Origin of the sequence: Symmachiella dynata, assembly GCF_007747995.1 — a bacterium.
Taxonomy (GTDB): domain Bacteria; phylum Planctomycetota; class Planctomycetia; order Planctomycetales; family Planctomycetaceae; genus Symmachiella; species Symmachiella dynata.
The window spans coordinates 4,040,496-4,053,241 of sequence record NZ_CP036276.1 but is presented as its reverse complement, the minus strand read 5'-3'; the positions used below and the strand labels follow the sequence as shown (position 1 = coordinate 4,053,241).

Below are 12,746 nucleotides of genomic sequence, written 5' to 3'. Positions count from 1 at the left end.
GTAAGAGTAATGTTACAAGTCGCCTATTTCACGGTCCTGTGAAATTCTAATATCCGAAAATCTCCTAGGGAATTTTCTTGCTTTTTTGTTTGCAGCAGTGCAGGATGATGCGCATGCGTGTTGCAGAATTGCTCATGCATAAGGGTTTTTAACATTTCGTTTAGGGGAATTACCCTAGCACAGAAGAGGAGAATCATTCCTCTCAATCAATCAGCTCTTTCGGTGTCGTCCAGCGGCCTTTTTCTTTCACCATCAATCATTAATTCATGATTTGTATGTTTGAAGTAAATCAGATTGCTGTTCATTCAATCATTCTCACATCCATGGCAGGCTCTCTAAGCTCATGCAGCGGAGTTACGGGCCACAGCGGCAGATAAAAAGGAGGTGTCACATTCATCGAGCTGCGTGATCGACTGCGGCGAACTATCTCGTTGCGATTGGGGGAAGAAAGCATTCTCCAGCAGCGAGATCTTCTTTGAGTTCAGTTTTTCGCAGTCGACTCATTGGTTTGCTTCCCATCAGAAGCGGCCAGAATCTTTGGTAACGTCATTCTAAATATCAGCTCATCTCTAGCTCCGGAGAACACTATGAAAGCACGTACCAGAAGTGGATTCACATTAATTGAGTTGTTGGTGGTGATCGCAATCATCGCAATTCTCATTGCTCTGCTGCTGCCGGCCGTTCAACAGGCTCGTGAAGCAGCACGAAGAACTCAATGCCGTAACAACCTCAAGCAAATCGGGTTGGCGTTGCACAACTACGCGGAGACTTTCGGCGTATTCCCTCCAGGATATGTCGCCAAGATCCCCAACAACAAGACCTCCTCAGAGCAAAGCCTGTGGGCCTGGGGAACGCTCATTCTGCCTTACCTGGAACAGGGGAACCTCTACGAGGTACTCTCACCGGACAGTACGCTGGCCGAGGACCAATTGACAACGCCTGAAGGCTTAGCTGCGCTCCGAACTCCTCTTCCTGCATTCAGGTGCCCAACGGATATCGGACCGGCACTGAACGATTTTGACAATACCCATAATGACTCCATCATGGTTGGTGCCTACTACAATCGCCAACTGACGTCAGATGGCACTGACAAAATTCCGATCGCGACGTCGAACTATGTCATGGTGATGGATTCTGGAAACAGTACTACGCCAGCTGTGTACCCCGCTGATTATGGCGCAGCACGCGGCATGGGATATCAGAACTCAAGTGTTCGTTTCCGGAACGTGATCGATGGAACGTCGAACACGATTCATGTCGGCGAACGGGCATGGAAGTATGGAGATGTCGTCGCCGGTGCAGGTACGATTTACGCGATAAGCGCTAGTGTTCCGGACCTTGACCAAGGTAGCAGTTGGAACATTAAAGCAGCGGGAACCAACGTGCTGTCGCTGCCTTATGACGGGATTAACCACAGTTCCAGCAATCAACAACACCAAGCGCGTTCGTTCAACAGCCCGCACACAGGTGGTGCGTTCTTTGTCTTCTGTGATGGTTCAGTGCATTTCCTCAGTGATAGCATTGACCACCAAGGCGGGAGCATTGGGCTGGGTGTTGAGCACGTGAATAGCACGTACGAGAGACTCTGCGATCGCCGGGATGGTCAAGTGAACGGCGAATTCTAAACTGTTGTAGGTGGTGTCAACGTTTGGCACAGCCTCTCAACGTTTCGCGAGGGAAAATTTAATGTATCGCGTGGCTGGAACGACTTCAGTCACGCGATACCTTGCTCGCCCTATTCAAGAAAGCTCACTCTCGGGTGCTTGAACGGATCGCGATCGTGGTTCGCCGACACTGTGCCATGCATCGGGACCAACTTCGTCAACTCAGGGGGGAAACCTTGAGTCGTTGCGGATCAGTTTTCGCCACAATGACATTCCCCGTGCGCGAGAATTCTAAGAACTGCGTTCCTGAATCGCACGAACGACCGATGCATCGATCGATCGGATCGATGTCGTATCGGCGAAAAAACGCGTCTCGAAATCGTAGCAACATCGTCACCCCGGTCCAGGCGGACTTACGATGCCTTGTGGGGTCTTCGTGGACTGATGTGTCTGATCTAGAATATTAAATGATATTAGTGAAAGAAGAACGTAGAATGTCGATAAAGTCTAACTTATCCAAACGTCAAGTTACTGGGGTCATCGTTCTCATGGCCTGTCTGCATCTCGTCGGGTGTGGACGTAGTGACATTCCGGAACTGGGCTACGTTGAAGGAACGGTGAAGATCGACGGACAGCCGGCAGCCGGTAAAATCGTGCAGTTTTATTCCGATGAAGGGGGTCGCGCTGGCACGGGAGTCACTGATGAAGAGGGGTATTATTACCTGACATATGTCGATGGCGAAGAAGGCACGAAAGTCGGACCGTCCACAGTGCGGATCGTGACAGAATGGCCCGACGGCGAGCCGCCAGCAGGGGAAAGCGATCCCATTCCGCCCAAGTATAATAGCAAATCAGACCTGAAACGCGATGTGCAGCCGGGTAACAATACGTTCGACTTTGATTTGGAAACCAAGTAAGTTCCATGAAGTATTTGTTGCTCGAAGTAATAGTAGCTGTCTTCGGTTGAAGTCGTTTCGCCTGTGCCAAGTCTATCGTCACAGGACGTTGAGGCTTCGGTCGCTACTCTGAATATCACTGTCGCTAAGTCAAATCGTGTTGTTAAAAACAAAAAGGCATCGAGAGACATGATGACGGCCACCGGCACACGTCGCTTCTATTCCCTGCAACTATGCGCTTTGTATGCAGCCTTATTGTTTACGGGCTGCGGTGATCAACAACAGGGCGGATCGGGCGCCAACGTTACCGGCGGTCCAAGTACTCAAGAGGCAGCCATCGCCACAATTAAGGAGTTAGGGGGTAGGGTCCAGACCAACCCCCGACTAGACGGAAAACCGGTGACGGCAATCCATCTCGGCCGCTCTGCGATTACTGATGAGGGGCTGGCAATTTTGGCAGAATTTCCGCAGCTTCAGGAATTACACCTGTTCGAAACCAAAATTGGAGATGACGGTGCAGAACACATTGCGAAACTCTCGCAACTGGAAAATTTGGGTTTAAAAGGGACCTCGCTCACCGGGGCCGGCATGCAGCAACTCAAAGCGTTGACCAAACTGCGCAAGTTGAATCTCAACGAAACGAAAGTCGACGACAGCGGGATGGTTGCTGTGAAAGAGATGCCCGAACTCGAAGTTCTCTGGCTTGCCGACACCGCAGTGACTAGCTCGGGAGTGAAAAACGCTGCAGGGCTGGCAGAATTGCGCGACGTCGACCTCAAACATACAGCAGTCGACGATGCCGCCTTGAGTTATCTCGTGGGAGCGTCGCATCTACTGAGACTAAACTTGAATGGCACGGCCGTTTCGGATTCCGGGTTGGAATTCTTGAAGGATTTGACTGAATTAGAGGAACTCGACCTGGAAGGCACTCAGGTCAACGGTTCCGGACTTTCGCATCTCAAAGGGATGAGCCAGTTGGGCGTGCTTTGGCTTTTGGATACGGACGTGGGAGATGACGGAATTGAGCAGCTTCAGGGAATGCCTAAACTTCGAGAATTGGACATCAGCCGCACGCAGGTGACCGATGGTTGTATGCAGTATCTCATGGAGATTCCCACACTCGAAATTCTGAATGTGACCGACACCGCGGTGACCCCTGAAGGCGCTGGGACACTCAAGAAAAAATTTTCCGCCATTCACATCGCACCGTATACGAAAATCGCGAACTAGCAACGCTCTAGGGAATTGCGAGATGCGGCTGGTCACTCGTCACTGGTGGAATCTGGCTTTGCGTCACGCCGATTCAGGGCGCGTCCGGCCAAGGCGCCTGTCGGGACGCCGTCAAACACCGCCGGTTTTCCGGCAATGTAGACATACTTGATTCCCGTCGCATAGCGATGCGGCGCGGCAAATTCGGCGGTGTCATGTACTGTTTGCGGATCGATGACCACGATGTCGGCCACCAGTCCCGGCTGCAGCCGTCCCCGGTCCGCTAATCCCAAAATCTCCGCCGGCAGGCTGCTGCAACTGCGGATCGCTTTGGCGAGTGGGATCACCTTTTCCTGGATCGCATAGTGTCCGATCTTGCGTGGAAAGGTCCCGTAACTCCGAGGATGCGGCTTGTCAGATCCGGGGAGATAGGCGCGTCCGTCCGATGCGGTTGCGACCCAGGGGAGTTGCATCCCAAATCGAACGTCTTCTTCATTCATGCCGAAGCTAATCGCGCCTGCATCACCGTTACGCACGATTTCGTAGACAATGTCCACTGCCGGGCGATTCTCTGCCTGTGCGATTTCGTAGACTTTACGTCCGACCCAATTGGGTTTGGGTTTGTAGCGACCGATTTGTACCGGGGCACGCTCGCCTCGCTCTTTCAACGTTTCAATGACCAATTCGCGAATCTCCGCGCTTTTTTCGGGATCGTCGAGTCGTTTCACCATGACTTCTTTGCCACCCGCCCGAACCCAACGCGGGAAGAGGATTGCACTGAGCGAAGTGCTGGAGGCTATGTAGGGGTATTGATCCGCGGTGACTTTTTGTCCTTCAGCCTGCGCCTGCTCAATCATTTCAGCGGCGCGGCGGATCAATCCCCAGGCCTCAATCCCGTTTGATTTGAAATGTGAAACATGCACGGGCAGTTGTGCCTGCTTACCAATTTCGAGCGTTTCTTGAACAGCGCCGAGCAAACCGGTCCCCTCGTCACGCATGTGGCTGGCATAAAACCCCTGGTGAGCGGCAATAACTTTAGCAATCTCAACGAGTTCATCGGTCTTGGTTGATGCACCGGGAACATAGATCAGACCGGTCGTCATTCCCCACGCGCCATCTTGCATCGCCTGTTTGGCCAAAGCTCGCATGCGTTGTAACTCATCGTCCGTCGGGGCGCGGTCGGCTAGCCCCATCACGTCGGCACGCAGAGAACCTTGGGGCAATAGATGCACGACATTCACCCCAGCGCCGGAGGCATTGATTTTGGAGTAGTACTCGGCCACGTTCACCGGCCCGAATCCACAGTTTCCCGTTACGATCGTTGTACAGCCCTGCATCAGATAGTTGACACAGCCGCGGGTTTCGGGCTCGACGATTTGTTCGTCGCTATGGTTGTGTAAATCAATGAATCCCGGAGCAATCACTAGCCCGTTGCAATCAATCACCTGTGGAAACTCGCCGACTTCAAAGGTCCCCACCGCCACGATGCGATCGCCGCGAAGTGCAACATTACCCACTAGTCCCGGACTGCCACTCCCATCGATTACCGTTCCGCCTTTGAGCAATATGTCCCCATCAATTGGCTCTGCAGCTGGCAAAGTGCCGATCGCCAGATACCCCACGAGAAGCAATAGCAAGAGTGAATAACGATTCAGCAACATGGGCACCGGCTCCTGCGAGGAAAGATTGGGTGGGCTACGGAATGACGGAGTGTATTGAAATCTAGAAAGAGGGTCAATTTCTTGCTCGCCTCTTTCAAGTCTCGCAATGCAATCCCGAATGATGTTCGCGTTTGATCAGACCAATTGATTCCGGTGTTTAGGAATCAGCCTCTTGCGGCGAGCTTATTGTCGCGGTGGGAAAGACTTCGGGGAGCTAAACGGAATCAAGCCGGCTCTATGTTCGGCCGATCATCCGGTGGAGCTTGTTCGTCACATTTAATGCAGTCAAGCAGATATCCCAGCATTTGCTCGCGCCCTGCGACCGTGGTGACCCATTTGCGATTCATCCACGGAGGATCATGGCGAACATGTTGATTGTGGCCGCAGGCGAGTTGGGCCACCCAATGGTCCTCGTCATCCCTGTGAAATCCGGTAATTGGCTGCTTCATTTGGAATCTTCACACAACGGCACAATGGGATTCGTTGATTCCAGGAGCTGGCGAATCGTCACCGCGGCAAACGCGGCTTCGGTGGCGGCAAAAGCTCGGTCGAGTTCTGAGTGCAATGGGCACAAAGACGTGTGCGAATTGAGTCCTAACGGGCAGGACTTGATACGTTCCAATGGAGCGACGGCGTTGATGACATCCAGGATCGTCAATTTGCCGGTCTCTTGTTTGAGCACGTATCCGCCTCCCGGCCCGCTACGCGAGGCGACCAAGCCCGCGGCCGCCAAATCCTGCAGGACGCGTGTTAAGTAACGACGTGGCACCTTTGTTTTTTTTGCCAATACATCGGCCGACGCAGGGCTGTGGGTGTCGTTCGCCAGACAGGTTACGGCACGTAACGCGTACTCGGCTGTTTTTGAGATCATGGTTTTTCTCCGGAATTTCTCCTCGCCGCTATTCTTTACCTTGACGTCCACTATTGTATTCTATACCTTTGGGTGAAGAATTAAGTTTATCCGTCTCGGATCTAGACAGCAACAACGAAATAAGCAGGAACAGACATGCTCAGCGAGAAAACGGTCCAAATCGTTAAGGAAATCACTCCGGCCGTTGCTGCCAATGCGGAAACCATTACGCGGCGGTTTTATGAACGAATGTTTCAGGGGAACCCGGAAGTCAAAGCGTTTTTCAATCAGGCGCATCAGCATTCTGGTGGCCAACAGAGAGCTCTGGCGGGGGCGATTTGTGCGTATTTTACCCATATCGACAATCCCGCGGTGTTGATGCCCGCCGTCGAATTGATCGCTCAGAAGCATTGCTCATTGGGCATCAAGGCCGAGCATTACCCGATTGTTGGCAAACATCTGCTCGACGCGATCAAAGATGTCATGGGCGAGGCGGCAACCGACGAGATCATTGCTGCTGTGGCGGAAGCCTACGGGTTTCTGGCGGACATTTTCATTGGCCGCGAAGGAGCGATTTATGATGAGCAGCAATCTATGCCTGGCGGCTGGAATGGTTACCGCACTTTTGTGGTCGATCGCAAAGTACCCGAAAGCGATGTCGTGACCTCGTTCTACCTGAAACCGGAGGACGAGGGAGAATTGCCGCCCTTCAAACCGGGACAGTACATCACCGTTCACATTGATGACCTTCATACACCTACCTCGCCGCGCAACTATAGCTTGTCTGATCGAACCGGGGAGCAGCACTTCCGTATCAGCGTCAAGCGCGAGGAGCGACTTGCGCCCGATGCACCGGACGGTCTGATCTCCTGCCACCTACACGAAGTGACCGAGCCAGGGCATCGCATTCAAATTGGTCCGCCTTGCGGCGAATTCACCGTTGATCCTGAGACGGCAGCAAGCAAGCCGATTGTATTGCTGGCAGGTGGCATCGGTGTCACGCCGCTGTTGTCGATGGCCAAGTCGATCATTCATGCGAACCCCGAAGCAGTGATCTACTTTGTTCAGGCCGCGCGCAATAGCAAGGCCCATGCGTTTGCAGATGAGATTCGCAACCTGGCGCAGACGGGTCCGAATGTGCAGACACAGGTTCTGTACGATGCGCCGTTGCCGGGCGACCTTGTAGAGGGCAATTGCGACAAAGCTGGGTTCGTGACGACTGAGTTTCTGCGTGACTGGACCCCATACGAAGAAGCGGACTTTTACTTCTGTGGTCCGCGACCATTCATGGCGAACATTCATGCGAGCCTGCAGGAACTGAACGTCGACGAACACCGCATGCGCTACGAGTTCTTCGGTCCCAAGCAGGAATTGGAGGCGGCAGCGTTGCCTGCCTGATTCATCGCACAGCTGTTTGTTGAAACGAATTGGCATTGCACATAAGGAAATCAAAAATGACAAAAACGTTGAATCTAACAGACTCGGTTGGCCAGTGGGTCACGGAACATCCGGCGACTTCTCGCGTGTTCGAACAGCACCGAATCGACTACTGTTGCGGCGGTGGTCGGCCGTTGAAAGAAGCGTGCCGCATGGGGCAGATTGATGCGCAGGCCGTTCTTGAGAAACTGCTCGATGTTATTGCGAGTGACGCAGGGGAAGATGCCTCAGAGAACGACTTTGCGTCAAAGTCCCTGGCCGATATGTGCGATTCGATCGAGGCAACGCACCACGAGTATCTGAAGCGTGAGTTACCACGACTCACGCAGCTTGTCGACAAAGTTGTGTCCGTTCATGGCAGCCAACATGCCTGGCTGGAACGTATGGGAACATCTTTCCAGCAGCTCCGGGACGAACTCGTTCCGCACATGCTCAAGGAAGAGCAGATTCTGTTTCCGGCCATCCGCACGATCGAACAATCACGTGCACTGCCGTCATTCCCGTTTGGTTCGGTCGACAATCCAATACGCATGATGGAACACGAACACGATATCGCCGGTCAAGCTCTGCGTGATATTCGCGCGGCCTCGTCGGACTTCACGCTACCGGACGGCGGTTGCAACACATTTCGAGCAATGCTCGATGGTTTGCGGGAATTGGAAGCCGACCTGCATCGCCACATTCACAAAGAGAACAATGTGTTGTTCCCGCGCGCATCACAACTGGCGGCCGAATTGGGTGAGGCTTCCGCACAAGTGTCGGCAGCACGATGAGCGTGTTCGCAATACGCTGATCAGTGTCGCTGTGTGATTTTCAGGTTATTTCCATTGCGGCTCCGCTAGCAAAATTGCATTGGAAGAAACAGGGAACCTAGGCGTTTCTCTGTCTGCCGCTGTTTGTTGCAGAGAGTGTTTTGGCGTTCCCAGTGAGCTTTTGGGGTTTCCGGTCAGCAACGTTCAACATCTGAACTCAAATGAATTCAAATTCAAAACACAAAGCGAGAACATGATGCGACGGCTTTGGCTACTTTTTTCAGCAGTAATGCTCTTTTCGTTTTTGGTCCTGGGCTGGATCGGAACTCGGATTTATCAGGAAATGCCGCCTCTGTTTGATAAAGTGGTCACAACCGATGGCAACACGTTGATCGACAGCGGAGATGTATCAGCCGGTCAGAATGTGTGGCAGTCGCTGGGAGGAATGGAGGTCGGATCGATCTGGGGGCACGGTAGCTACGTCGCTCCCGACTGGACGGCCGACTGGTTGCATCGCGAAGCCATCTTCATCTTGGATCGTTGGGCGGACGCCGATTACGGCAGCACGTTTGAGGAACTCGATAACGAAAAACAAGCTCAACTCCAGGCGAGATTGACTGCTCTGCTGCGAACGAACACGTTAGATACGGAAACCGGAATTGTCACGGTCGATCCGATTCGCGTGGATGCGTTTGAATCAAACCTGGCTCACTACAGCGACGTGTTTTCAAATGGAAACGCTGACTATGCGATTCCTGCCGGTGCCGTTTCTGAATCAAGCCGTCTGCGAAATCTATCCGCTTTCTTCTTTTGGACCTCTTGGGCGGCTTCGACAAATCGCCCTGACGAGTCGGTTAGCTACACAAACAACTGGCCTCACGAGCCGCTGGTTGGCAATCGCCCGACGGGTGACAATATTGTCTGGACCGGTGTGAGCATCATTGTATTGCTGGCCGGCATCGCGGGGATGGCGTGGTGGTACGCATCGAAAAGAAACGAAGAAGAGGAACCGTTGCCGCCCGAATCCGATCCGCTGGCATTGTGGGAAGCTACGCCGTCACAGAGAGCCACCGTCAAATACTTCTGGGTCGTCGCTGCGTTGATTCTGGTGCAGATGCTATTGGGCGTCATCACAGCGCACTACGGTGTCGAAGGGGATGGCTTTTACGGTTTTCCCTTGTCCGAATGGTTGCCCTACAGCGTGACACGCACGTGGCATGTGCAGATGGGGCTGTTTTGGATCGCCACGGCTTGGTTGGCTGCCGGACTGTTCATCGGCCCGCTCGTCAGCGATCACGAACCCAAAGGCCAACGACTCGGTGTGAACGTGCTGTTCGCTGCCTTGTTGATTGTGGTCGTCGGATCGTTAACAGGCGAATGGCTCAGTATTCAGAACAAGATGACCGATACCGTATCGTTTTACTTTGGACATCAAGGCTACGAATACGTGGATCTGGGGCGCGTCTGGCAAATCGCGCTAATGGTGGGTCTGCTGCTGTGGTTGTTCTTGATGATTCGTGTACTGCTGCCCGCGATGAGAAAAACTGGGCAGCAACGTCAACTTGTCATTTTGTTGGCTGTGGCCACGGGAGCGATTGCACTGTTCTACGGAGCCGGCCTGACCTGGGGACGGCACACTCACCTTTCGATGGTGGAATACTGGCGCTGGTGGGTTGTGCACTTGTGGGTCGAAGGCTTTTTTGAAGTGTTTGCCACCACTGTGATCGCGTTCACTTTTATGCGGCTGAATTTGATTCGCCCCCGTATCGCCGCAGCGGCCGCCTTGCTGTCGGCAACTATATTTCTTTCCGGTGGAATCATCGGCACCTGTCACCACTTGTACTTTTCCGGAACCCCGACCGTCGCTTTGGTTTGGGGGTCTGTCTTTAGTGCTCTAGAAGTCGTCCCGCTGGTTCTGGTCGGTTTCGATGCCACCGAGGACCTACGCCGTTCGCGTTCGTCGCAATGGGTCCAACGATACAAGTGGCCGATCTATTTTTTCGTCTCTGTTGCGTTCTGGAACATGATCGGAGCCGGCCTGTTTGGATTCATGATCAATCCACCAATCGCGCTGTACTATATGCAGGGACTGAACACGACCCCTCTGCACGGCCATGCGGCTTTGTTCGGCGTGTATGGCATGCTGGGAATCGGACTGATGCTGATGTGCCTGCGCGTCCTTGTTCCGGGCCGCGAGTGGAAAGACGGTCTGCTGCGATTCTCGTTTTGGACGTTAAATGGCGGCTTGATGGCCATGTGCCTGCTCAGCCTGTTGCCGGTTGGACTGTTGCAGACGAAAGCTTCCGTCGAACAGGGTTATTGGTACGCCCGCAGCGCGGAATTCATGCAGACGGATCTGATGCAAACCCTGAAATGGATGCGCGTCCCCGGCGACACGGTCTTCTTCCTGGGAGCCGTAGCACTTGTCGTCTTCGTCGCCGGTCTAAAAACAGGACATTCATTTCGCCGAGCGGAATGATCGTTCTGCAAGCTACCGAGAGACTCGTGTTGCTCATTGATTAGAGCCTTCTAGATGAATGAGGTGTGATAAACCAAGTGTGGTGGGCTGTTTTGCCGTGGTACTTCGAACCTTCCGATTGGTTCGCTCCTCAGATATGATAGCGTTCTCCTCCGACTGGTCGAACCGCGGCTCAGACTTTGTTTTACACCTGGATTATGGGATATATTTCACAGATGGCTCACCACAGAAAATCATCACAGCCCCGTCAATACGGTATCGCACGCCGTGACTTTCTGAGTTACATCGCAGCGGTGTCAGCGATTCCCACGATTGCCCTGCGAGCCGAGGGGCAGGTAGCGCAACGCCCGCGATTTGGCGGGAACCCGTTCACATTCGGGGTGGCATCTGGGGATCCCGAGCCAAATGGCGTCGTGTTGTGGACACGGCTCGCTCCGGATCCACTTCAGGGCGGCGGCATGCCCAATGATGCGGTGCCGACTCGGTGGGAAGTCGCCGATGATGAGGCGTTCGCCAACGTGGTCCAAAGTGGGGTCGCCTGGGCAATGCCACAACTGGGGCATTCAGTGCATGTCGAAGTCGATGGCCTAGAACCGCACCGCTGGTATTTTTATCGGTTTCATGCCGGCGATGAAACCAGTCCTGTCGGACGCACACGCACAGCACCGGCTGATGATGCTATGCCCGATTGCCTGAAATTTGCGTTCACATCCTGCCAACATTTCGAAAGCGGCTACTTCAACGGCTATCCCCATATGCAAAAGGAGGACCTCGACCTCGTTGTCCATCTGGGCGATTACATCTACGAATACGGCGGAGTCGACAAACGGCCGCGCAAACATATCGGGGGCGAGGTCAAAAGCCTTGACGACTATCGCATCCGTTACTCGCAATATCGCCTCGACGAGACGCTGCAGGAGACTCATCGTCTGTTTCCGTGGCTCGTCACGTGGGACGACCACGAGTTTGACAATAATTATGCGAACCTGGTTTCCGAGGAAGAAGGGATTTCTCCAGAAGCGTTTCTGGCGCGGCGGATGAACGCCTATCAGACCTATTACGAATTCATGCCGTTGCGGCGTCGGTCCTTTCCACAAGGGCCGCACATGAAACTCTACCGAGGATGCCAGTACGGTCGACTGGCGAATTTCCATGTGCTCGATACGCGGCAATACCGCACAGATCAGCCCAATGGCGACCACCAGAAACCGATGATCGGCAAGGCCCTCGATCCGCAGGCCACCATGCTGGGCGCCAAGCAGGAGCACTGGTTGATGTCGAGCCTCCTGAGTTCACCCTCCACCTGGAATGTGCTGGCTCAGCAGGTCATGATGGCGCCTCTCAACCGTGGGGAAGGGGAGTATCGTCGTTACAGTATGGACCAATGGCCAGGCTACGAAATCAGTCGCCGCCGCTTGTTGCGTTTCTTCCATGAACGAAATGTTCCCAACCCCGTCGTGCTGACCGGCGACATTCACCTCAATTGGGTCAATGATTTGCAGCTCGATTTTCAAGATCCGAAATCGCCGCTGGTTGGCACCGAGCTGGTCGGCACCTCCATGACTTCCAGCGGTAACGGTGGGAATCACATCCCTGAATACGAACGAGCCGCGGCCCAAAACGATTTTGTGCGCTGGTACAATTCCAATCGAGGCTATGTTTCCTGTGAACTGACGCCGCAGACCTGGACGTCTCACTTCCGTGTGACTCCCTATGTCGACAAACCCGGTGCGCCCATTCTCACCAAGGCGTCATTTGTCATCGAAAATGGCCAGCCCGGCGCCAAGCCAGCCTGAGGATCAACAGCAGCCGATATTTACAGTTGGCACGAGTCGCATAGCCACTCAAAATCCAGGTG

General features: G+C 53.7%; 10 protein-coding genes. 7 read left to right on the top strand and 3 right to left on the bottom strand.

Features of this window, described 5'->3' with window-relative positions; all coding sequences use genetic code 11:
- Window positions 1-587: 587 nt before the first annotated feature.
- The 3 genes from Mal52_RS15410 to Mal52_RS15400 all read left to right on the top strand — a co-directional run bounded on the left by Mal52_RS15410 (window position 588) and on the right by Mal52_RS15400 (window position 3,730).
- Window positions 588-1,625 (top strand): DUF1559 domain-containing protein, encoded by a 1,038-nt coding sequence (locus Mal52_RS15410; protein ID WP_145377079.1) that lies wholly within the window; start codon window positions 588-590, stop codon window positions 1,623-1,625.
- Between the two features lie 473 nt (window positions 1,626-2,098).
- The gene (locus tag Mal52_RS15405; RefSeq protein ID WP_145377078.1) at window positions 2,099-2,521 is read left to right on the top strand and encodes a transthyretin-like family protein; all 423 of its coding nucleotides are present in this window, start codon (window positions 2,099-2,101) and stop codon (window positions 2,519-2,521) included.
- 168 nt (window positions 2,522-2,689) lie between these two features.
- A complete protein-coding gene (locus tag Mal52_RS15400) occupies window positions 2,690-3,730 on the top strand; it encodes a leucine-rich repeat domain-containing protein (RefSeq protein WP_145377077.1) in 1,041 nt (346 codons plus the stop codon).
- Window positions 3,731-3,762: 32 nt separating this feature from the next.
- Here Mal52_RS15400 and Mal52_RS15395 read toward each other — a convergent pair whose 3' ends face one another.
- From Mal52_RS15395 to Mal52_RS15385, 3 genes are all read right to left on the bottom strand, one after another.
- A complete protein-coding gene (locus tag Mal52_RS15395) occupies window positions 3,763-5,370 on the bottom strand; it encodes an N-acyl-D-amino-acid deacylase family protein (protein WP_145377076.1) in 1,608 nt (535 codons plus the stop codon).
- 224 nt (window positions 5,371-5,594) lie between these two features.
- Complete coding sequence (locus tag Mal52_RS15390; protein WP_145377075.1) at window positions 5,595-5,819, bottom strand: DUF3565 domain-containing protein; 225 nt, start codon at window positions 5,817-5,819, stop codon at window positions 5,595-5,597.
- A complete protein-coding gene (locus Mal52_RS15385) occupies window positions 5,816-6,241 on the bottom strand; it encodes an RrF2 family transcriptional regulator (protein ID WP_145377074.1) in 426 nt (141 codons plus the stop codon). Before Mal52_RS15385 ends, Mal52_RS15390 begins: the two co-directional genes overlap by 4 nt.
- Before the next feature lie 135 nt (window positions 6,242-6,376).
- On the opposite strand from Mal52_RS15385, the gene hmpA reads away from it, so the two are divergent.
- The 4 genes from hmpA (at window position 6,377) to Mal52_RS15365 (ending at window position 12,684) form a co-directional block, all read left to right on the top strand.
- Window positions 6,377-7,618: an NO-inducible flavohemoprotein gene (hmpA, locus tag Mal52_RS15380; protein WP_145377073.1), complete on the top strand. Its 1,242-nt coding sequence runs from the start codon at window positions 6,377-6,379 to the stop codon at window positions 7,616-7,618.
- Window positions 7,619-7,674: 56 nt separating this feature from the next.
- The gene (ric, locus tag Mal52_RS15375; protein WP_145377072.1) at window positions 7,675-8,430 is read left to right on the top strand and encodes an iron-sulfur cluster repair di-iron protein; all 756 of its coding nucleotides are present in this window, start codon (window positions 7,675-7,677) and stop codon (window positions 8,428-8,430) included.
- A gap of 235 nt (window positions 8,431-8,665) precedes the next feature.
- Window positions 8,666-10,888 (top strand): nitric-oxide reductase large subunit, encoded by a 2,223-nt coding sequence (locus tag Mal52_RS15370; protein ID WP_145380669.1) that lies wholly within the window; start codon window positions 8,666-8,668, stop codon window positions 10,886-10,888.
- 215 nt (window positions 10,889-11,103) lie between these two features.
- The gene (locus Mal52_RS15365) at window positions 11,104-12,684 is read left to right on the top strand and encodes an alkaline phosphatase D family protein (RefSeq protein WP_197534218.1); all 1,581 of its coding nucleotides are present in this window, start codon (window positions 11,104-11,106) and stop codon (window positions 12,682-12,684) included.
- The last annotated feature ends 62 nt before the right edge of the window (window positions 12,685-12,746 follow it).

What these genes read in the sequence shown, in the direction of transcription:
- Mal52_RS15365 (WP_197534218.1), top strand. Translation starts at nt 11,104, where the DNA reads ATGGCTCACCACAGAAAATCATCACAGCCCCGTCAATACGGTATCGCA.
- Mal52_RS15410 (WP_145377079.1), top strand. Translation starts at nt 588, where the DNA reads ATGAAAGCACGTACCAGAAGTGGATTCACATTAATTGAGTTGTTGGTG.
- hmpA (WP_145377073.1), top strand. Translation starts at nt 6,377, where the DNA reads ATGCTCAGCGAGAAAACGGTCCAAATCGTTAAGGAAATCACTCCGGCC.
- Mal52_RS15385 (WP_145377074.1), bottom strand. Translation starts at nt 6,241, where the DNA reads ATGATCTCAAAAACAGCCGAGTACGCGTTACGTGCCGTAACCTGTCTG.
- Mal52_RS15400 (WP_145377077.1), top strand. Translation starts at nt 2,690, where the DNA reads ATGATGACGGCCACCGGCACACGTCGCTTCTATTCCCTGCAACTATGC.
- Mal52_RS15370 (WP_145380669.1), top strand. Translation starts at nt 8,666, where the DNA reads ATGCGACGGCTTTGGCTACTTTTTTCAGCAGTAATGCTCTTTTCGTTT.
- ric (WP_145377072.1), top strand. Translation starts at nt 7,675, where the DNA reads ATGACAAAAACGTTGAATCTAACAGACTCGGTTGGCCAGTGGGTCACG.
- Mal52_RS15390 (WP_145377075.1), bottom strand. Translation starts at nt 5,819, where the DNA reads ATGAAGCAGCCAATTACCGGATTTCACAGGGATGACGAGGACCATTGG.
- Mal52_RS15395 (WP_145377076.1), bottom strand. Translation starts at nt 5,370, where the DNA reads ATGTTGCTGAATCGTTATTCACTCTTGCTATTGCTTCTCGTGGGGTAT.
- Mal52_RS15405 (WP_145377078.1), top strand. Translation starts at nt 2,099, where the DNA reads ATGTCGATAAAGTCTAACTTATCCAAACGTCAAGTTACTGGGGTCATC.